General features: G+C 70.0%; 17 protein-coding genes and 1 riboswitch. Of the genes, 8 read left to right on the forward strand and 9 right to left on the reverse strand.

Annotated elements, in window-relative coordinates:
- Window positions 1-116 precede the first annotated feature (116 nt).
- A complete protein-coding gene (locus ACIRR9_RS26115; protein ID WP_403756206.1) occupies window positions 117-923 on the forward strand; it encodes an HAD family hydrolase in 807 nt (268 codons plus the stop codon).
- 66 nt (window positions 924-989) lie between these two features.
- Here the strand turns inward: ACIRR9_RS26115 and ACIRR9_RS26120 are convergent, their stop codons facing one another.
- Window positions 990-1,472, reverse strand: a complete 483-nt coding sequence (locus tag ACIRR9_RS26120; protein ID WP_403756209.1) for a transglycosylase SLT domain-containing protein — start codon at window positions 1,470-1,472, stop codon at window positions 990-992.
- A 5-nt stretch (window positions 1,473-1,477) separates the two neighbouring features.
- Window positions 1,478-1,673, reverse strand: a riboswitch (cyclic di-AMP (ydaO/yuaA leader).
- 1,389 nt (window positions 1,674-3,062) lie between these two features.
- Here ACIRR9_RS26120 and ACIRR9_RS26125 point away from each other — a divergent pair.
- From ACIRR9_RS26125 to ACIRR9_RS26145, 5 genes are all read left to right on the forward strand, one after another.
- Window positions 3,063-4,070: a polyprenyl synthetase family protein gene (locus ACIRR9_RS26125; RefSeq protein WP_403756212.1), complete on the forward strand. Its 1,008-nt coding sequence runs from the start codon at window positions 3,063-3,065 to the stop codon at window positions 4,068-4,070.
- A 199-nt stretch (window positions 4,071-4,269) separates the two neighbouring features.
- Window positions 4,270-5,208, forward strand: coding sequence for a CHRD domain-containing protein (locus tag ACIRR9_RS26130; RefSeq protein ID WP_403756215.1), 939 nt, complete (start codon window positions 4,270-4,272; stop codon window positions 5,206-5,208).
- A 248-nt stretch (window positions 5,209-5,456) separates the two neighbouring features.
- Window positions 5,457-6,707: an outer membrane lipoprotein carrier protein LolA gene (locus ACIRR9_RS26135; RefSeq protein WP_403756218.1), complete on the forward strand. Its 1,251-nt coding sequence runs from the start codon at window positions 5,457-5,459 to the stop codon at window positions 6,705-6,707.
- A gap of 58 nt (window positions 6,708-6,765) precedes the next feature.
- A complete protein-coding gene (locus ACIRR9_RS26140; RefSeq protein ID WP_403756220.1) occupies window positions 6,766-7,785 on the forward strand; it encodes an ABC transporter ATP-binding protein in 1,020 nt (339 codons plus the stop codon).
- The gene (locus tag ACIRR9_RS26145; RefSeq protein ID WP_403756223.1) at window positions 7,772-8,677 is read left to right on the forward strand and encodes an ABC transporter permease; all 906 of its coding nucleotides are present in this window, start codon (window positions 7,772-7,774) and stop codon (window positions 8,675-8,677) included. Before ACIRR9_RS26140 ends, ACIRR9_RS26145 begins: the two co-directional genes overlap by 14 nt.
- Here ACIRR9_RS26145 and ACIRR9_RS26150 read toward each other — a convergent pair.
- A complete protein-coding gene (locus ACIRR9_RS26150; RefSeq protein WP_403756225.1) occupies window positions 8,667-9,269 on the reverse strand; it encodes a flavodoxin family protein in 603 nt (200 codons plus the stop codon). The genes ACIRR9_RS26145 and ACIRR9_RS26150 overlap by 11 nt on opposite strands.
- Window positions 9,270-9,478: 209 nt before the next feature.
- On the opposite strand from ACIRR9_RS26150, the gene ACIRR9_RS26155 reads away from it, so the two are divergent.
- Window positions 9,479-10,600, forward strand: coding sequence for a tetratricopeptide repeat protein (locus ACIRR9_RS26155; RefSeq protein WP_403756228.1), 1,122 nt, complete (start codon window positions 9,479-9,481; stop codon window positions 10,598-10,600).
- Window positions 10,601-10,604: 4 nt separating this feature from the next.
- On the opposite strand, the gene ACIRR9_RS26160 is transcribed toward ACIRR9_RS26155, so the two are convergent.
- The 3 genes from ACIRR9_RS26160 to ACIRR9_RS26170 form a co-directional block, all read right to left on the reverse strand.
- Entirely contained in the window at window positions 10,605-11,069 is a 465-nt protein-coding gene (locus tag ACIRR9_RS26160) for a VOC family protein (RefSeq protein WP_403756230.1), read from the reverse strand.
- 31 nt (window positions 11,070-11,100) lie between these two features.
- Window positions 11,101-12,066: an EamA family transporter RarD gene (gene rarD, locus ACIRR9_RS26165; RefSeq protein ID WP_403756233.1), complete on the reverse strand. Its 966-nt coding sequence runs from the start codon at window positions 12,064-12,066 to the stop codon at window positions 11,101-11,103.
- Between the two features lie 119 nt (window positions 12,067-12,185).
- Window positions 12,186-13,040 carry an SDR family oxidoreductase gene (locus ACIRR9_RS26170; protein WP_403756236.1) on the reverse strand — a complete coding sequence of 285 codons (855 nt, stop codon included), beginning with the start codon at window positions 13,038-13,040 and terminating at the stop codon, window positions 12,186-12,188.
- Window positions 13,041-13,231: 191 nt separating this feature from the next.
- On the opposite strand from ACIRR9_RS26170, the gene ACIRR9_RS26175 reads away from it, so the two are divergent.
- Window positions 13,232-13,570 (forward strand): winged helix-turn-helix transcriptional regulator, encoded by a 339-nt coding sequence (locus ACIRR9_RS26175; RefSeq protein WP_403756370.1) that lies wholly within the window; start codon window positions 13,232-13,234, stop codon window positions 13,568-13,570.
- Window positions 13,571-13,643: 73 nt separating this feature from the next.
- On the opposite strand, the gene ACIRR9_RS26180 is transcribed toward ACIRR9_RS26175, so the two are convergent.
- The 4 genes from ACIRR9_RS26180 to ACIRR9_RS26195 all read right to left on the reverse strand — a co-directional run bounded on the left by ACIRR9_RS26180 (window position 13,644) and on the right by ACIRR9_RS26195 (window position 19,163).
- Window positions 13,644-14,705: a 2-oxoacid:ferredoxin oxidoreductase subunit beta gene (locus tag ACIRR9_RS26180; protein ID WP_403756373.1), complete on the reverse strand. Its 1,062-nt coding sequence runs from the start codon at window positions 14,703-14,705 to the stop codon at window positions 13,644-13,646.
- 4 nt (window positions 14,706-14,709) lie between these two features.
- On the reverse strand, window positions 14,710-16,638 hold the full coding sequence (locus tag ACIRR9_RS26185; protein ID WP_403756239.1) for a 2-oxoacid:acceptor oxidoreductase subunit alpha: 1,929 nt from the start codon (window positions 16,636-16,638) through the stop codon (window positions 14,710-14,712).
- A 202-nt stretch (window positions 16,639-16,840) separates the two neighbouring features.
- Window positions 16,841-17,548, reverse strand: a complete 708-nt coding sequence (locus ACIRR9_RS26190) for a response regulator transcription factor (protein ID WP_365335884.1) — start codon at window positions 17,546-17,548, stop codon at window positions 16,841-16,843.
- A 229-nt stretch (window positions 17,549-17,777) separates the two neighbouring features.
- Window positions 17,778-19,163, reverse strand: coding sequence for a sensor histidine kinase (locus ACIRR9_RS26195; RefSeq protein WP_403756376.1), 1,386 nt, complete (start codon window positions 19,161-19,163; stop codon window positions 17,778-17,780).
- Window positions 19,164-19,170 lie beyond the last annotated feature (7 nt).

Genomic DNA, 19,170 nt, shown 5'->3' on the forward strand with positions numbered 1-19,170 from the left:
TCACCGAAAACGTAACGCGCCCCACTGACAACATCCCCATCACCGAAGCAGCGGGCGCCACTTGAGGCTGAAACGCACAGTGAGTCCCAGGGGCGTGCTGTCCGTATTCTCTGATCATGGTCGCTCCCTCCCCGTACTCACTGATCGCCACCGACCTGGACGGCACGCTGCTGCGCGGCGACGACACCCTCTCGGAACGGTCGCTCGCGGCGCTCGCGCGGGCCGGCCGGGCCGGCGCCCGGCACCTTGTGGTGACCGGCCGCCCCGCGCCGAGAGTGCGCCCGCTTCTCGACGACCTCGGCTGCACGGGACTCGCGGTCTGCGGCCAGGGCGCGCAGCTGTACGACGCCGGAGCTGACCGGCTGCTGTGGTCGGTCACCCTGGACCGGGAGCTGGCGGAGACCGCGCTCGGCAAGATCGAGGCCGAGGTCGGCCAGGTGTACGCGGCCGTCGACCAGGACGGCGTGGACGGGCTCACGCTCATCGAGCCGGGCTATCTGATGCCCCACCCCACGCTGCCCGCGCTGCGCGTCGACCGGCGTGACGACCTGTGGTGCGCGCCCATCAGCAAAGTGCTGCTGCGCCACCACACCCTGTCCGACGACGAACTGGCGACGACCGCGCGCTCGGTGGTGGGGTCACTGGCGACGGTCACCATGTCGGGGCCGGGAACCGTGGAGCTCCAGCCGTGCGGGGTGACCAAGGCGACCGGGCTCGCACTGGCCGCCGACCAGCTGGGGCTGAGCCCCCAACAGGCCCTTGCCTTCGGTGACATGCCCAACGACATCCCCATGTTCGACTGGGCGTCCTACGGGGTGGCGATGGCCAACGCCCACCCCGAACTCAAGGCCGTGGCCGATGAGATCACCTTGTCGAACGAGGACGACGGCATCGCCGTCGTCCTCGAAAGACTGTTTCCGTAAGGCCGTTCACGGCCATTGAGCCGTCGAACGAGCCGCCGTGAGCCGTCGGCGGCCCTTCGGCCTCGATCAGTAGGCGCCGTTGACGTTGTCGATCGAGCCGTACCGCGCGGCGGCGTAGTTGCAGGCGGCGGTGATGTTCGCGACCGGGTCGTAGATGTCGTACGACGTGCCCGCCACGTGGTAGGCGTTGAAGGTCGGGTCGATCACCTGGAGCAGGCCCTTGGACGGGATGCCCTTGGCCGCGTTGGAGTCCCAGAGGTTGATGGCCTGCGGGTTGCCGGACGACTCGCGGATCACGTTGCGGTAGATGCCGTTGTAGGAGCCGGGGATGTGCTTCTCGGCCATGATCGCGAGCGACTCGCGGATCCAGCCGTCGAGGTTGTTCGGGTACCCGGCGAGTGTCGTCGAGGCCGTCGTGCCGGAGGTTGCGGTGGTGGCGGAGGCGGCGGTCGCACCCATGAGCGGGAGGGCGAGCACGGCGGCGCCGGTGCCCACGACGGTGAGCGTGCGGGCAATGCGGGTGCGGCGGGACTGGGCGGCAGCAGGCATGTCGAAGTTCCTCTCCGTCGCCTGCGAGGTGAGCTGTCGGGTTCGGGCTCGGGGAGTGCCCGGCCGCGCCGCCCGAAGGCGATGCGACTTCACCCCTAGCCGTTCCGGAACGACGTCTGTCAGTGACGTCGGCCGCCCGGTCCGGCGACTTACCTGGTTCCCCCGCTCCTGCCGTACGAATGAACTCGTCGATGGGTTACGACGGGCGGCGGCAGGATTAGGCGTCCGCCCGGCGAGCCGGAACGTATGCGAGAGCACATGTCCGAAACAAGCCCTGGAATCACACAACACACCCATTGACCTCCCTCTGAGGCGTATGGGGTGCTTGATCCTTTGCGGCTGCCAAGCCTCAACTCACCCACGGGGGAAGGAAAGAAAGGGGCGAGTTGCGATATCTGCGGCATTGGGCCCACGTGACCCACTTCACTAAATCGCAATTACGGCAAATCAGACATGACGGATTCTGGAAATCCGTTTTTCCAGACATCAACAGAAAAGCGCCCCGCCGTCATCCCTGTCGCGCCCTCTGCGGGTCACCCCGCTCGGGGTGTCGAAGTGGCCCGCGATGCGGGAGAGTTCACCTATTGTCCGAATTGTCATTTTAAGGTGAATTTCGGACCAATGGGGATGAGTGGGTCGCCTCGCTCGGGTGCGGATCGGTGACGAATGGCCGTTCGTCGATCGCTTACGTCTCCAGCGCGTCCTCCGTGAACACCGTGCTCTCCGGTGCGCGCGCGTGTCGCCCGGCCCGACGGCTTCGGCCGCGCCGGCTCTCGGGGTGGCTGATGGGGCCAAGGTCCGGAAGGGTGTAGGGAGTTCGAATGCGTGCGTGATTCTGGTCACGTTCGGGGCTGGGCTCGTCGACCCCTCCGTTCGCACGGCCGCCGGGCGGGGTGGCTGCCCGTCCTCGCAAGTCCACCGTGAGGGCGGAACCTCCGTCGTCGTGCGGGTCGTTCTCATGGCGGTCGCCCGTGGACCGGCCTGCGGCGACCGTCTCGACGGGCTCGACCGCTTCGGGTGTCGGCGCCGCAATCCGGAGGGGGTGCGGCCTTCCCGGGGGATGCCGGCAGTCCTGTCGCGCCACCGATGCGCGACCGGTGTGCCGGCGGCCGCTCGGCGGCCGTGCTCCCGTCCGCGGGGCTCTCGGTGCTCGGCGAGTCGGCGGGGGAGGTGCTGGAGCGGAGCGGATGCGGATTCCTCCGTCCGTGCGCGCCATGCGCGCGTAGGGGCGAGGTTCCGTCGGCCAATGGGGGCGGAGGTCGTTGTGTGTGATCCCGTAGAGGAAGGACGTGCGGATGGGTGTCATGTGCCCCTGCCGGTGCCGGTGCCGGTGCCGGATCCGGTACCGGATCGGGACACGGCCTATGCCTCGGTTCGAGACAACTATCAGCACTTCCTGTTAAGTCAGTGGATGTCATGTCATATCGGATGATCAGAAACATACCGGTCGTGATCCGATAGCGCCCGGGGTGTAACCGTGGGCGCTATCGGTGATCGAAACCTGACCGGATACGCTGACTTGAGTGATGGCAGCGACCTATCGACAAACCGTGTAAGCGCCAGTGGACACCAGCAGACAGGAGACCCCTCGTGACCGTCGGGCCGTTCGGGCTGAGCGTGCGGGACCAGGCTCTGGAAGCCGATGTCCAGGCCGGATTGACGGCTGTCGAGGAAGGCTTGCTAGAAGCCACCAAAAGTGAGGTCCCGTTCATCACGGAGGCCGCGCAGCACCTCGTGCGGGCCGGCGGGAAGCGGTTCCGGCCGCTGCTCGTGATGCTCGCCGCGCAGTTCGGCGACCCGTACGCGCAGGGCGTCGTGCCGTCGGCCGTCGTCGTCGAGCTCACCCACCTGGCCACGCTGTACCACGACGATGTCATGGACGAGGCCTCCGTGCGGCGTGGTGTCGACAGCGCCAACACGCGCTGGGGCAACTCGGTCGCCGTCCTCACCGGTGACTTCCTCTTCGCCCGGGCCTCGCAGATCCTCGCCGACCTCGGGCCCGAGGCGGTCCGGGTCCAGGCCCTCGCGTTCGAACGGCTGGTGACCGGCCAGATCCTGGAGACGGCCGGCCCGTCGGACGGCCGGGATCCGGTCGACCACTACCTCGACGTGCTAGGCGGCAAGACCGGCTCGCTGGTGGCGGTCTCCTGCCGCTTCGGCGCGATGATGTCCGGAGCCGACGAGACGGTCGTGGACGTCCTCACCCAGTACGGCGAACGACTCGGCGTCGCCTTCCAGCTCGCCGACGACGTCCTGGACATCGCCTCCGACTCCCACGAGTCCGGCAAGACCCCGGGCACGGACCTCCGTGAGGGCGTCCCCACGCTTCCGGTGCTACGGCTGCGGGAGCAGGCGGCGCGGCTGGGGCTGGCCGAGGACATCGCGCTGTGCGAGCTGCTGGACTCCGACCTCACGGACGACACGCGGCACGCGGAGGCCCTGGCGGCGCTGCGGGTGCACCCGGCACTGGAGCATGCGCGCCGGGACACGGTCCGTTATGCGGAGGAGGCGCGGGCCGCGCTGGCGCCCCTGCCGGAGTGCGACGCGAAGGCGACGCTCCTGGAACTGTGCGACGCGGTGGTGCACCGGGCAGGCTGATCCCGCCCGCCGCCCGCCGCCCGCCGCCCGCCGCCCGCCGCCCGCCGCCCGCCGCCCGCCTCGCCGAGTTGGAACACGATGGGCGTTTTGTGACCTACGTCACATTCCTGGACTGAGTCCAATCTGGGACCTGTTCCGTATCTCACCGCAGAGGCCGACGCAGGGGGCGTCGGCTGCCACAGGGGGAGAAAACGGAATCATGGTCGTCAACGCAACGCGTCGCAGGTCCCTCGTCGCCGCCGCCATCGCCGTGACCGCTCTCGGCGGTGTCGCCGTCCCGGCATCCGCAGCAACCGGCCACAGCTACGCCGGCCACAGCTCCACCGACTCCGTCGTTCTCGCCGCCGGCCTGCGCGGCGCAAACGAGGTGCCCGTCGCCGGCGGCCCCGCCGTCGGGGACAAGGACGGCGCGGCGCTGGAGCTCATCCAGGTCAAGGGGGACAAGGTGACCGTCGCCGTGACCTGGCGCGGCACCGGCAGGCCGACCGACCTGCACATCCATCAGGGCGCCAAGGGCACCAACGGCGGCGTGAAGATCGACTTCGGGAAGCTGCTGAAGAAGGTCAAGGGCCACAGTGTCACCGGCAGCGTCAAGGTCACCGACAAGGCCCTGCTCAAGCAGCTCACCACCGACCCCGGTGCCTTCTACGCCAACCTGCACACCGCCGGGTTCCCCGGCGGAGCCGTCCGCGGCCAGCTGCACGCCGTCACCACCGTCTCCGACCTCAAGGACGGCGCCTTCCAGGCCTCCGTCGTCACGGGCAAGCAGATCTACGAGTGCAAGGCCGCCGCCGACGGGAGCTACGCCTTCGCCCAGCGTGACGTCAGCGCCAAGCTCGGCGGCGGTATCCGGCACTCCTTCGTCGCGCCCAACTCCGGCACCCCGCAGTGGAACGCACCCGACGGCAGTGCGGTCACCGGAGCCGTCCTGACCAAGACGCCGAACGGTGACGGCAACATCCCCGAGCTCGACCTCAAGGCCACCCGGTCCGGCAAGAAGCACGGACTGCTCGCGCACACCGGCGAGATCCTGCGCCTGAACACCGTCGGCGGCGTCGCCCCGGCCGGTTCCTGCACCCCGGGTGCCGTCACCGCCGTTCCGTACCGCGCCGACTACGTGTTCGTGCAGCAGTACTGAGCAAACGGACGAGCCGCAGGAGGCGCCTTCGCCGCACGACCCCTACGGGTCGGAGGGGGCGTCTCCACCCTCGTGTCATACCGCAGTCGTACGTGGAGTTGGCTCCCCGGTCTGACGCTTGTGAGCCTCGGATTTGGTGAGATGGAAACCACGGAAATCACCACCACTCACCGATTCGGGTGAGAATGGCGGCTCAGGGTGGGACACGTGCGAGGACGGCCGCCGCCGACGACGGAGGTAAGGCACACATGGCACCGTACGAATCCGACGACAGCACGGGGGCCGCGCAGGCCGACGACGAGCTGCGTGCCGAGCGGCGGCGCAAGGCCGCGCGGTACGTCGTCCCGGTCGCGGTAGTGGGGGTGGCCGCGGCGACGATCGGCCTGGTTCCGGCGCTCGCCGACTCCGGTGACCCCAACCTGCCGAAGATCACCGCTCAGGAACTCATCAACAAGATCGCCAAGTCGGACGTGCAGCAGCTGTCCGGCACGGTGAAGATCAGCACCGACCTCGGCCTGCCCGACCTGGGCGGTCTGGAGAGCAGCCTGCTGTCCGGCGCGACGCAGGGCAGCGGCGACGGTTCGTCCGCCGACCCGTCGGCCAAGCTCACCGAGCTGGCCTCCGGCACGCACACGCTGCGCGTCGCCGCCGACGGCCCCGAGAAGCAGAAGGTGTCGCTGCTGGAGAGCGGCGCCGAGTACAGCCTCATCCACAACGGCACGAACGTGTGGGGCTACGACAGCAAGTCCAACGAGGTCTACCACTCCACCGTCGCCGACTCCGGCAAGGCCGAGCGGCACGAACCCCCGGCCACGCCCAAGGACTTCGCCGACGAGATCCTCAAGTCGGTCGACGACACCACCTCGGTGACGGTCGACGGCACCGCCCAGGTCGCCGGCCGCGACGCCTACCGCCTGGTCATCAAGCCCAAGCAGTCCGGTACGACGGTCGGCGCGATCAGCATCGCGGTGGACGCCAAGACCGGCACCCCGCTGAAGTTCACCCTCACCCCGTCGAGCGGCGGTGCGGCCGTGATCGACGCCGGCTACACCCAGGTCAGCTTCGCCGAGCCGGCAGCTTCGACCTTCGAGTTCACCCCGCCCAAGGGCGCCAAGGTGACCGAGGGCGACGAGACCGGCAAGGCCGGCGGGAACGGCAAGGCCGATGGGTGGGACAAGGGCGGCAAGCCCTCCGAAGCACCCGACCACGGCTCCGCGAAGGGCCTCGGCAAGGACGGCTTCGACGTCCTCGGCAAGGGCTGGAACTCCATAGCCGTCCTCGACAGCGGCAGCAAGGGCGGCCTGCCCACCGGCTCCGCCTCCGGCAGCGGCGACCTGAGCGGCATCCTCGGCTCGCTCGGCGACCCGGTCTCCGGCAAGTTCGGCAAGGGCACCGTCTTCTCCACCCGGCTGATCAACGCCCTGATCACCGACAACGGCAAGGTGTACGTCGGCGCGGTGGACAAGGCCGCGCTGGTCAAGGCGGCGAACGCGGGGTAGCGCAGGGCGGCGCGGGTACCGCACGTACCCTTTGCCGCAGGACGAATCGAGGGAGCCGATGGACCAACCGTCCGCCACGGAACGGGAGCCGGAGGAACCGGGGGACTCGGAGCAATCCGGGGGCTCCGGGGACGACGCAGCGGCGAGCGCGAGCGTCATCGACACCCGCGGCCTCACCAAGCGCTACCGCGGCGGACAGCTCGCCGTGGACGGTCTCGACCTGACCGTCCCGGCGGGCAGCGTCTTCGGCTTCCTCGGCCCCAACGGCTCCGGCAAGACCACCACCATCCGCATGCTGATGGGCCTGATCGAGCCCACTTCGGGCACGGCCCGCGTCCTGGGCCGCCCCATGCCGCGCGCCTCCCGTGCCGTACTGCCGCACGTCGGCGCCCTCATCGAGGGCCCGGCCCTGTACGGCTTTCTCTCCGGCCGCGACAACCTGCTCCGGTACGACGCCGCCGACCCGACCGCCGACCCGCGCACCCGGCGCGCCCGCGTCGAGACCGCGCTGGACAGGGTGGGCCTGACGGCGGCCGCCGCGAAGAAGGCCAGGGCCTACTCCCTCGGCATGAAGCAGCGCCTGGGCCTGGCCGCCGCACTGCTCCAGCCCCGTAAGCTGCTGGTCCTGGACGAACCGACCAACGGCCTCGACCCCCAGGGCATGCGGGAGATCCGTTCCCTGGTGCGGGAGCTGGCCGCGGACGGCACCACCGTCTTCCTCTCCTCCCACCTCCTCGACGAGATCGAACAGGTCTGCACCCACGCGGCCGTGATGGCCCAGGGCCGCCTGATCACCCAGGGCGCGGTGGCCGACCTGGCGGCCGGGGCGCGCGGCCGGCTCGTGGTCACCACCCCGGACACCGGGGAGGCGGCCCGGGTGCTCAAGGAACAAGGCGTCGCGGACGTCGTCGCCGCCGAGGACCGGGTGACCGGCGAGCCGCCCGAGCGCGACCTCGCCGAGGTGAACGCGGCGCTCGTCGCGGCCGGCGTCCGGGTCCGGGGCTTCGTGCTCGAACGGGCCTCGCTGGAGGACGCGTTCGTGGCGCTGACCGGGGAGGGCTTCGATGTCGCAGGCTGACGTGGCGGTCGCAGAAGGAGCGGCAGGAGCAGCAGGAACGGCCGTACGGCCCAGCCCGCTGTGGACTCTCGGTCTGCTGCGCAGCGAACTGGTCACCACCCTCCGACGCTGGCGCACCCTCGCACTGCTGGGTGTGCTGGCGGCGGTGCCGATCCTGGTCGGTATCTCCGTGAAGATCGAGACGAGCGGTGACGGCCAGGCGGGCCGGGGCGGCGGCGGGGGCCCGGCGTTCATCTCGCAGATCACCAACAACGGACTGTTCCTGGTGTTCACGGCACTGGCCGCGACCCTCCCGTTCTTCCTGCCGATGGCCGTCGGCGTGGTGGCCGGGGACGCGATCGCGGGCGAGGCCAACGCGGGCACCCTGCGCTACCTGCTCGTCGCCCCCGCGGGCCGCACCCGCCTGCTGCTCACCAAGTACGCGACGACGATGGCCTTCTGCCTGCTCGCCACCCTGGTGGTGGCCGCCTCCGCCCTCGCCGTCGGCGCGCTCCTCTTCCCGCTCGGCGGGCTGACGACGATCTCGGGCACCCAGATCTCGTTCACCGAGGGCCTCGGCCGCGCCCTGCTGATCGCCCTGGTGGTCGCAGCGTCCCTGACGGGCATAGCCGCCCTCGGCCTGTTCGTCTCCACCCTCACCAACAGTGGTATCGCGGCGATGGCGACCACTGTCGGTCTGCTCATCACCGTCCAGATCCTCGACCAGATCCCCCAGCTGCACGCGCTCCAGCCGTATTTCTTCTCCCACTACTGGCTGTCCTTCGCCGACCTGATGCGCGACCCCGTCTACTGGGACGACCTGGTCAAGAACCTGGAGCTGCAGGCCCTGTACGCGGCGGTGTTCGGTTCGGCGGCCTGGGCGCGGTTCACGACGAAGGACATCACCGCGTAGCGGAGCCGGCCTGCTGGTGGGGGAAGCGGGCCAGGGGCGCGTCCTGGGTGAAGAACTCCTTGGCCCGCGCCAGCGCCTCGGTGTCCTTGAGTACGTCCCCCCGTGCGCTGCCGTTGCCCAGCAACACCCCGCCGAATCGCATCCCCATGTACGCGGCGGAGTTGTTCAGGAGGCCGGTGTACGGGTCGGCGACCGACGGCTCGCGGTCGGCCAGTACGGCCACGCCCCACAGGGTGCGCCCGGCCAGGGTCGCCTTGAAGTCGACGCCGGGGGTGCGCAGCCAGCCCGACCAGTAGTCCAGGTAGCGCTTGGCGAGGCCGGAGACCGAGTACCAGTACACCGGCGAGGCGATCACGATGTCGGTCGCCGCGAGCGTGGCGTCGAGCAGCAGACCGGCGTTGGTGTGCGAGGGGGCGCGCACATGGTCGCTGTCGCGCCGCAGGTCGGCGAAGTCCGGCAGCGGATACTCGGCGAGGCTGATCCACCGCTGTTCGACGTCCTCGGGCAGTTGCTCGGCGGCTCTGCGGGCCAGGAGTTCGGTGTTGCCGTCCGTCCGGGCGCTGCCCAGCACGAACAGGAAACGGCGCGTCATGAATCCCCCACGGTGAACGACGTGCGCAAATGAATACGCATGCACTATATGTGCGTGCAACTAAATCTCCAAGGGGGTCTGCGACTCACCCTCCTTCGTTCCTGGTGCGAGGCTGTGACGTCGCGGTGACGCGGGAGCCGCGCCGAGCGGAGAGACTGGGGCGTACGCACGGGTACGACCGGACGGCGACGCCGGGGGAATGAGGGCCGATGTCCCGACTCAGCAGCAAGGAGCAGCGGGAAGTCCAGGAAGCGGGGTGCCCGGTACCGGTCGACGTCCGGGTGGCCGACCGCGCCGCGTCCGTGGACGGCGTACCGCTGCTGACGGGTCCCGGTGAGGAACCCCAGCACGCGGTCCTCAACCACCTCCACCACCTTGCCCGCACCACCGGCCGCCCGGTCCTCGCCACCGTCCACGACACCCGCATCGGCTATGTCGTCTCCCTTCAGGTGAACCTGGACGGCTCCAGCACCTTCACCAGTGACCCGGTACGGATGGCCGCACCGGCCGAACCGAAGGAACCCGCTCCGGCGTTCCCCCTGCGGGCCGTACCGGCACCGCCCGCCTCGTCCGTCCCGGCCGTACCGGGACCGCCGGCCCCGCTGCCCGTATCGCCCGTGCCGGCCCCGCCCGCACCAGGCACCGTCCAGGTGCCCACCGGTGTCTTCGGCCCGCCGCCTGTCATGAGCATCCCGGCCTCAGTCCCGGCCCCGGCTCCGGCCTCAGTCCCGGCCCAAGCCCCCGTCACCCCCGACGAGCCGGTCCTCGACCGTGACCCCGACCCCAGGCCCACCCCCGCCCGCGGGTTCGACGCGGTCGCCGAGGAGGTGCTCGGGGACGAGCCCGTCACCGTGACGGCGGAGGGGGCCGCGCTGCTCACCGAGCCGATGGCGCGGATCAACGAGGCCGTCCGGGCGGGCCGTATCGAGGCGGCGGCCGAGCTCGCGGAAGGAACCGTCGCCGAGGCGTCCGCGGTCCTCGGCGACCGCCACACCGAGGTGCTGCACCTGCGTGAGCTGACCGCGTACATCGCCTATCTGGCGGGCGACCCGCTGCGCGCCTTCCATCTCTCCCTCGACCTGGCCCGGCAGCGCCGGCAGGCGCGGGACGGCGAGGGGGCGTACGGCAATGTGCGCAGCGCGGCCACCGCCTGGCGCGCGGTGCGCGACCCGGAGCACGGGCTGCGGCTCGGCCGCGACCTGATCGACCTGTGGACGCAGCTCACCACCGAGGACGGCCCGGCGGCCGGTGACATGGACGAACTGGAGTCGGCCCGGGCCCGCATGACCCGCCTCACGGAACGCGCCCGCCGCGCGGCCGAGAACGGTTAGGCGCTCACTGCACGCAGAACTCGTTGCCCTCCGGGTCGGCCATCACGGTCCATGCGCCGGCCGGCTCGGACACATGCCGCACCACGGCCGCCCCCAGCCCCTCTAGGCGTGTCACCTCGTCCGCCCGCTGCCCCTCCCCGGCGTGCAGGTCGACATGGAGCCGGTTCTTGCCGGACTTGGCCTCAGGCACCCGCTGGAACAGCAGCCGCCGCCCGAGGCCCATGCCGCGCTCCTCGTCGTACGGATCGTCCGGATGCCGTACGGCGATCAGGTCACGGAAGGCGGCACGGCCGTGGTACTCGACGGTGGCCGCGCCGGACAGCGCGCCCAGCTCCAGCAGGCGTTCGACGAACACGCTGTTGTCCTCGGCCACGTAGTGCAGCGCGGCGGCCCAGAAGTCGGCCTGTGCGTGCGGATCGCGGGCGTCGATGACGAGCTTCCAGTGCAGGGGTGCGGGCGTCTGCGTCATGCCGCCCACTTATAGCCGACGGCCGGGGACCTCACACCTGACTTGCGGGAGTCTCCGTGGCGGGCGCGGCCGGACGTGGTACGGGCGCCGTCGCCAGGGCACGCGCCGACCGGCGGGCGGTGCGCAGCGCGTCCCAGGTGAGCAGGGAGAGGGCGAGCCAGACCAGCGCGAAACCGGCCCAGCGCTCAGCGGGCATGGCTTCGTGGAAGTAGAGGATGCCGCAGAGGAACTGGAAGACCGGCGCGAGGTACTGCAGCAGGCCGAGCGTGGAGAGCGGGACGCGGATCGCGGCGGCGCCGAAGCAGACCAGCGGGACGGCGGTGACGATGCCGGTGGAGGCGAGCAGGGCCGCGTGCCCGGTGCCGTGGTCGAGGAAGCTGGACTCGCCGTGGGTGGTCAGCCAGAGCAGATAGCCGAGCGCGGGCAGGAACTGGATCGCGGTCTCCGCCGCGAGTGACTCGATGCCGCCGAGGTTGACCTTCTTCTTGACGAGTCCGTAGGTGGCGAAGGAGAAGGCGAGGGTGAGGGAGATCCACGGCGGCTGCCCGTAGCCGACGGTCAGTACGACCACGGAGGCGAGACCGACGCCCACCGCCGCCCACTGCGCGGGCCGCAGCCGCTCCTTCAGCAGCAGCACGCCCATGGCGATGGTCACCAGGGGGTTGATGAAGTAGCCGAGCGAGGCCTCGACGACGTGCCCGGCGTTCACGGCCCAGATGTAGACGCCCCAGTTGACGGTGATCACGGCGGCGGCGACCGTCACCAGAGCCAGTCTGCGCGGCTGCCGAAGCAGTTCGCCGGCCCAGGCCCAGCGTCGTACGAAGAGCAGCGCGACGGCGACGAAGGCCAGGGACCACACCATCCGGTGGGCCAGGATCTCCACCGAACCGGCGGGCTTCAGCAGCGGCCAGAAGAGCGGGACCAGGCCCCACATGCCGTAGGCCGCGAAGCCGTTCAGCAGCCCTGCCCGCTGCTCGACCTTCGATATGTCGGCCATCGGCCCTCCTCGTCCCCTGTTTCAGCACTTCGGGACGAAGGTAGCGCCGCGAACCCCTGTCTGTCATGGCCGTATCGGCATACGGTCATGACAGACAGGGGTGGGGGTGTCCGCGCAGGTCAGCCCTTGAGCGCGGCGGCGACGGCCTCGGAGATCGGCGAGGTCGGACGGCCGGTCAGCCGGGAGAGGTCACCGGAGTCGACGACCAGCTCGCCCTTGGCGATCGACGCGTCGACCTCGACCAGGATCCCGGCGAACATCTCGGGGACGCCGGCGCCGGTGAGGATGCCTTGGAGCACCTCGCCGGGCACGGAGTTGTAGGCGATGTCCTTGCCGGTCTGCGCGGCGATCTCGGCCGCGTACTCGGCGAAGCCCCAGGCGACGTCGCCGCCCAGCTCGTACGTCTGGTTCTCGTGGCCCTCACCGGTCAGCACGGCGACCGCGGCGGCCGCGTAGTCGGCGCGGGAGGCCGAGGAGACCCGGCCCTCACCGGCGGCCGCGACGACGGCGTTGTGCTCCAGGACCGGGGCGAGGTTCTCGGTGTAGTTCTCGTGGTACCAGCCGTTGCGCAGCAGGGTGTAGGGCAGGCCGGAGGCGAGCAGCGCCTCCTCGGTGGCGCGGTGGTCGTCCACCAGCGAGGCGTGCAGGCTGCCCGGGGCGCTGGTGTAGGCGAGCAGGGCCACGCCGGCCGCCTTGGCGGCGTCGATGACGACCTTGTGCTGGGCGGGGCGGCCCTTGTCGAACTCGTTGCCGGAGATCAGCAGCACCTTGTCGCCGGCGGCGAACAGGCCGTCGAAGGTCTCGGGGGCGTTGTAGTTCGCGACGGCGATCTTCACGCCCTTCGCGGCGAAGTCGGCGGCCTTGGTCTCGTCGCGCACGACGGCGGTGATCTGCTCGGCCGGGACCTTCTCCAGCAACTGCGTCACGACGTGACGGCCGAGGTGTCCGGTGGCTCCGGTGACAACGATGCTCATGGTGTGCGATCTCCTTGTGGGGTTCCGATGTCACTAACCCTAGGAGGTGCGCTAACTGAATGAAAGTACCCACTTTGAAGTAAGGTACTTGCATGCCAGTAAGTACCCATGAGGTCGAGGAGCGCCCCGACACCCATGCCGGGGCGGCCGACAAGCGCGAGAAGTGGAACAACTACGTCGTCGGTGAGGCGATGTGCCCGTACCGCCTGGTCCTGGAGCACGTCACCAGCCGCTGGGGCGTACTGGTCCTGATCCAGCTGCTCGACCGCCCCCACCGCTTCAGTGAACTGCGCCGCGCGATCGGCCGGGTCAGCGAGAAGATGCTCACCCAGACCCTCCAGACCCTCGAACGCGACGGTCTCGTCCACCGCGACGCCAAGCCGGTCATCCCGCCCCGCGTCGACTACTCCCTCACCGGCATCGGCCGTGAGGCGGCCTGTCAGGTGCGGGACCTCGCGCTGTGGACCGAGCGGCGGATGACGGACGTGGAACGGGCCCGGGAGGCCTACGACGAGGCGAAGCGCGCCTGAGACACGGGGCACGCCCGGAACGCGAAGCGGGGCCCGGACGTGGTGTCCGGGCCCTGCCGCGTGGTTGCCGGGGTCAGCCGACGACGGTCCAGGTGTCCCCGCCGGCCAGCAGCGCCGCGAGGTCGCCCTTGCCCTGCTGTTCCACCGCGGTGTCGAGCTGTTCGGACATCTGCGTGTCGTAGACGGGCCGTTCCACCGAGCGGAAGACGCCGACGGGCGTGTTGTGCAGGGTGTCGGGGTCCGCCAGCCGGGACAGCGCGAACGCCGTGGTGGGGGAGGGGGAGTGGGCGTCGTGGACGACGATCTCGGACTCGTTGTCCGGTGTCACGTCGACCACCTTCAGGTCGCCGGTGAGCCGGTCGCGTACGACACCGCGGGCGAGGCCGGCGCCGAAGCGGATGGGCTGCCCGTGCTCCAGGCGGATCATCGCCTCCTCCGCCGTCTGCTTGTCCTTGAGCGCGTCGAAGGCACCGTCGTTGAAGATGTTGCAGTTCTGGTAGATCTCGATCAGGGCCGTGCCCGGGTGGGCGGCGGCCTGGCGCAGCACCTCGGTCAGGTGTTTGCGGTCGGAGTCGATGGTGCGGGCGACGAAGGACGCCTCCGCGCCGATCGCCAGCGACACCGGGTTGAAGGGGGCGTCCAGCGATCCCATCGGTGTCGACTTGGTGATTTTCCCGACCTCGGAGGTCGGTGAGTACTGCCCCTTCGTCAACCCGTAGATGCGGTTGTTGAAGAGGAGGATCTTCAGGTTGACGTTGCGGCGCAGGGCGTGGATGAGGTGGTTGCCGCCGATGGACAGGGCGTCACCGTCACCGGTGACCACCCACACCGACAGATCCCGCCTGCTGGTCGCCAGCCCGGTGGCGATCGCCGGGGCGCGCCCGTGGATGGAGTGCATCCCGTAGGTGTTCATGTAGTACGGGAAGCGGGAGGAGCAGCCGATCCCGGAGACGAAGACGATGTTCTCCTTCGCCAGCCCCAGTTCCGGCATGAACCCCTGCACGGCCGCGAGGATCGCGTAGTCGCCGCAGCCCGGGCACCAGCGCACCTCCTGGTCGGACTTGAAGTCCTTCATGGACTGCCTGCCCTCGGCCTTCGGCACGAGCTGGAGCAGCTGGTTGGTGGCGTCGGTCATGGCATCAGTCATGGATGGCCTCCTTGAGCGCCGCGGCGAGCTGCTCGGCCTTGAACGGCATGCCGTTGACCTGGTTGTACGAATGCGCGTCCACCAGGTACTTCGCCCGGATGAGCAGGGCGAGCTGACCGAGGTTCATCTCGGGGATCACCACCTTGTCGTACCCCGCCAGGACGCTGCCGAGATTCCTCGGGAAGGGGTTGAGGTGGCGCAGATGCGCCTGCGCGATCGCCTCACCGGCCCCGCGCAGCCGCCGTACCGCCGCGGTGATCGGCCCGTACGTCGAGCCCCAGCCCAGCACCAGGACCCGCGCCCCGTCCGGGTCGTCGACCTCGATGTCGGGCACGTCGATGCCGTCGATCTTGGCCTGCCGGGTGCGGACCATGAAGTCGTGGTTAGCGGGGTCGTAGGAGATGTTGCCCGTGCCGTCCTGCTTCTCGATCCCGCCGATGCGGTGTTCGAGACCGGGTGTGCCGGGGACCGCCCACGGCCGGGCCAGGGTCTGCGGGTCGCGTTTGTACGGCCAGAAGACCTCGGTGCCGTCCTCGAGGGTGTGGTTGGGGCCGCTCGCGAACTGCACGCGCAGATCCGGGAGCTCCTCCAGCTCCGGGATGCGCCAGGGCTCGCTGCCGTTGGCCAGATACCCGTCGGACAGGAGCATCACGGGGGTCCGGTACGTCAGCGCGATCCGCGCCGCCTCCAGCGCCGCGTCGAAGCAGTCGGCCGGGGTCCGCGGCGCGATCACCGGGACCGGCGCCTCGCCGTTGCGCCCGAACATCGCCTGCAGCAGATCCGCCTGCTCGGTCTTGGTCGGCAGACCCGTGGACGGGCCGCCGCGCTGGATGTCGACGACCAGCAGCGGCAGCTCCAGCGAGACGGCGAGCCCGACCGTCTCCGCCTTCAGCGCCACACCCGGACCGGACGTCGTCGTCACGGCCAGCGAGCCGCCGAAGGCCGCGCCCAGGGCCGCACCGATCCCCGCGATCTCGTCCTCGGCCTGGAAGGTGCGCACACCGAAGTTCTTGTGCTTGCTCAACTCGTGCAGGATGTCGGAGGCCGGCGTGATCGGGTAGGAGCCGAGGAACAGGGGCAGATCTGCCTGCCGGGACGCGGCGACCAGGCCGTAGGCCAGCGCCAGGTTCCCGGAGATGTTCCGGTACGTGCCGACCGGGAACGCGGTGGTCGCCGGGGCGATCTCGTAGGAAACGGCGAAGTCCTCGGTCGTCTCGCCGAAGTTCCAGCCCGCCCGGAAGGCCGCCAGGTTGGCGTTCATCACCTCGGGCTTGCGGGCGAACTTCTGCTTCAGGAACTTCTCCGTGCCCTCGGTCGGCCGGTGGTACATCCATGACAAGAGGCCGAGCGCGAACATGTTCTTGCTGCGCTCGGCCTCTTTGCGGGTGAGGTCGAATTCCTTCAGTGCCTCCACGGTCAGTGTGGTCAGCGGCACCGGATGGAGGCTGTAGCCGTCGAGTGACCCGTCCTCCAGGGGCGAGCCGTCGTAGCCGACCTTCTGCATCGCCCGTTTGGTGAATTCGTCGGTGTTGACGATGATCTCCGCGCCGCGCGGCAGATCCCCGATGTTCGCCTTCAGTGCGGCCGGGTTCATCGCGACCAGCACGTTCGGCGCGTCACCCGGGGTGAGGATGTCGTGGTCGGCGAAATGCAACTGGAACGAGGAGACGCCGGGCAGGGTCCCGGCGGGTGCGCGGATCTCGGCGGGGAAGTTCGGCAGGGTCGACAGATCGTTGCCGAAGGATGCGGTCTCCGACGTGAACCGGTCGCCGGTGAGCTGCATACCGTCACCCGAGTCCCCCGCGAACCGGATGATCACCCGATCAAGGCGCCGAACGGCCTTCACACCGCCCGGCTTGCGCTGTTCTCCAACGACGGTTCCGTCGGCCTGTTCCGTTGTCCTGCTGACCTGGCTGGTCACTGAACTGGACCTCCTTCGAGGCGGCTGCCCGGGAGTGGTCGTCCCACGGACCATCCCACATTCAACCCTACGTCGGTTAGGGTCGCCTTCCCGTGCCTGCTCGCATGATGGACGGCGTCCTGAGACGACCTGTCGCCCTGACTTGTCACGATTTTCCCTCCCCCTGGCTGCCTGGCGGTGCCGACACGGTGTCGTCGGCCCGTCAGGAGTTCAGATAGGTCAGAACGGCCAGAACGCGCCGGTGATCCCCGTCGCTCTGGGCGAGCCCGAGCTTGAGGAAGATGTTGCTGACGTGCTTCTCGACGGCTCCGTCGCTCACGACCAGTTGCCGGGCGATCGCCGAGTTCGTCCGTCCCTCGGCCATCAGCCCCAGCACCTCCCGCTCGCGCGGGGTCAGCCCGGCCAGTACGTCCTGCTTGCGGCTGCGTCCGAGCAGCTGCGCGACCACCTCGGGATCGAGCGCCGTACCGCCCTCGGCGACCCGTACGACGGCGTCCACGAACTCCCGCACCTCGGCGACCCGGTCCTTCAGCAGGTAGCCCACGCCCCGGCTGGAACCGGCCAGCAGTTCGGTGGCGTAGCGCTCCTCCACGTACTGTGACAGCACCAGTACCCCGAGCCCCGGATGAGCCTTCCGCAGCCGTACGGCCGCCCGCACCCCTTCGTCGGTGTGCGTCGGCGGCATCCGCACGTCCGCCACGACGACATCGGGGAGGGCCCCCTGAGCATCCAGATCGGAGATGGTCTTGACCAGCGCCTCCGCGTCGCCGACGCCCGCGACGACGTCATGCCCCCGGTCGGTCAACAGCCGGGTCAGCCCCTCCCTGAGCAGCACTGAATCCTCGGCGATGACCACCCGCACCCTGTCCTCCACGATCTCCCGGCCCCCCACACCCCGTCCGGCGTACATGCCTGCCCTGTCCGAAAGTCCAGCATTCCAGCATTCGGATCGGAGTGCGCTGGGGTAAGGAGAGGAGGCGAGCCAAATCAGCCCCTACGGCGAGCGGGGCCGAAGGACGGCCGGTACCGCGACCCGGTTCGTCGGGCGTGAGGGGGGCCGGCGCCACGACCCGGCCCCGTCCGGAGTTCGAGGACGGGGCCGGGCGGCGGCGGGCGGCGGGGGCGGGATCCTCCCGGCCTCAGCCCCGCCAGGGCAGCTCCGCCGTCACCCGGGTGGGCCCGCCCGCCGGCGAGTCGACCACCAGGATCCCGTCGACCGCGTCCAGCCGCTCGGCGAGCCCGGCCAGCCCCGACCCCCCGGCCGTGTCCGCACCCCCCACCCCGTCGTCCTCGACCTGCAGCATCAGCCGGTCCTCGCTGCGCCACACATCCACCGTCGCCCCGCTCGCCCGCGCGTGCTTGCTGACGTTCTGCAGCAGTTCGGACACCGTGAAGTACGCGATGCCCTCGATCGCCGCCGCCGGCCGCTCGGCCAGGTCGACGTCCACCCGCACCGGCACCGTGCACCGCGAGGCCACCGAGGACAGCGCCGCGTCCAGCCCCCGGTCGGTCAGCACCGCCGGATGGATCCCGCGGGCCAGGTCCCTGAGCTCCTGCAGCGCGGTCTTCACCTCACCGTGCGCCTCGTCCACCATCCGCGCCGCGACCTGCGGATCCTCCCGCAGCTTCTCCTTCGCCAGCCCCAGATCCATGGCCAGCGCCACCAGCCGGGCCTGCGCCCCGTCGTGCAGATCCCGCTCGATCCGCCGCAGATCGGCGGCGGCCGTGTCGACGACCACCCCCCGGTCGGACTCCAGCTCCACCACGCGGGACGCCAGCTTCGACGGCCCGAGCAGCCCGTGCACCATCACCCGGTCCACCAACGTCAGCGCCCGTACGATCCACGGCGTCGCCAGCGTGAACAGCAGCCCTACCAGCGCCGTCACGGTGATCTCGAACGGATTGTCGAGGTAGACGCTGTGGTGTGCGTCGCCGTACAGCTGGAGTCCGCCCTGGCCGGCCCACACCGGGAAGACCCAGAACCACAGCGGGTACGTCAGCAGGGCCCAGCCGTACGCCCAGAAGTTCAGCGCGACCACGAAGGAGAACGCCGACCACGGGAACTGCAGGACCGCGTACAACAGATGCCGCCAGGACGTGCCGCTCTTCAGCACCGCGCCCATCCAGGCGAAGAATCCCGGCTTGCGCATCCGCAACGGTTCCGGGTCGGCCACCTCCAGCCTCAGCAGCCCACGCGCGCGTGCCCGCTCCAGCGCCCCGAAGCCCCGGCACCCGGCGAGGGCCACAGCCAGCAGCGGGATCCCGATGAAGGTCACCAGCAGACCGACACCGAGGGACAGCATCGTCACCGTCCACACGAACAGCGTGAGACCGATCGGAAAGCCCAGCAGGACATAGCCGAACTCACGCCAGCTGCGCGCCTCGAACGGCGCTCGCAGCCCGGCCGGCACACGATGCCGACGCTCACCGTGCGGCCCGTAGCCGTAGCCATGGCCGTATTCGTAGCCGCGGTCCTGTCCGTAGCCGTCGTCCTGCCCGTACCCGCGTCCGTACTCCGTGGCCATCGCGCCG

This window comes from Streptomyces sp. NPDC101234, assembly GCF_044767525.1.
Taxonomy (GTDB): Bacteria; Actinomycetota; Actinomycetes; order Streptomycetales; family Streptomycetaceae; genus Streptomyces; species Streptomyces sasae.

Bases quoted from the DNA above. Each gene is read 5' to 3' on its own strand.
- ACIRR9_RS26170 (WP_403756236.1), bottom strand. From the start codon at position 13,040: ATGAGCATCGTTGTCACCGGAGCCACCGGACACCTCGGCCGTCACGTC.
- ACIRR9_RS26175 (WP_403756370.1), top strand. From the start codon at position 13,232: ATGTGCCCGTACCGCCTGGTCCTGGAGCACGTCACCAGCCGCTGGGGC.
- ACIRR9_RS26140 (WP_403756220.1), top strand. From the start codon at position 6,766: ATGGACCAACCGTCCGCCACGGAACGGGAGCCGGAGGAACCGGGGGAC.
- ACIRR9_RS26145 (WP_403756223.1), top strand. From the start codon at position 7,772: ATGTCGCAGGCTGACGTGGCGGTCGCAGAAGGAGCGGCAGGAGCAGCA.
- ACIRR9_RS26150 (WP_403756225.1), bottom strand. From the start codon at position 9,269: ATGACGCGCCGTTTCCTGTTCGTGCTGGGCAGCGCCCGGACGGACGGC.
- ACIRR9_RS26130 (WP_403756215.1), top strand. From the start codon at position 4,270: ATGGTCGTCAACGCAACGCGTCGCAGGTCCCTCGTCGCCGCCGCCATC.
- rarD (WP_403756233.1), bottom strand. From the start codon at position 12,066: ATGGCCGACATATCGAAGGTCGAGCAGCGGGCAGGGCTGCTGAACGGC.
- ACIRR9_RS26160 (WP_403756230.1), bottom strand. From the start codon at position 11,069: ATGACGCAGACGCCCGCACCCCTGCACTGGAAGCTCGTCATCGACGCC.
- ACIRR9_RS26120 (WP_403756209.1), bottom strand. From the start codon at position 1,472: ATGCCTGCTGCCGCCCAGTCCCGCCGCACCCGCATTGCCCGCACGCTC.
- ACIRR9_RS26135 (WP_403756218.1), top strand. From the start codon at position 5,457: ATGGCACCGTACGAATCCGACGACAGCACGGGGGCCGCGCAGGCCGAC.
- ACIRR9_RS26190 (WP_365335884.1), bottom strand. From the start codon at position 17,548: ATGTACGCCGGACGGGGTGTGGGGGGCCGGGAGATCGTGGAGGACAGG.
- ACIRR9_RS26180 (WP_403756373.1), bottom strand. From the start codon at position 14,705: ATGACCGACGCCACCAACCAGCTGCTCCAGCTCGTGCCGAAGGCCGAG.
- ACIRR9_RS26195 (WP_403756376.1), bottom strand. From the start codon at position 19,163: ATGGCCACGGAGTACGGACGCGGGTACGGGCAGGACGACGGCTACGGA.
- ACIRR9_RS26115 (WP_403756206.1), top strand. From the start codon at position 117: ATGGTCGCTCCCTCCCCGTACTCACTGATCGCCACCGACCTGGACGGC.
- ACIRR9_RS26155 (WP_403756228.1), top strand. From the start codon at position 9,479: ATGTCCCGACTCAGCAGCAAGGAGCAGCGGGAAGTCCAGGAAGCGGGG.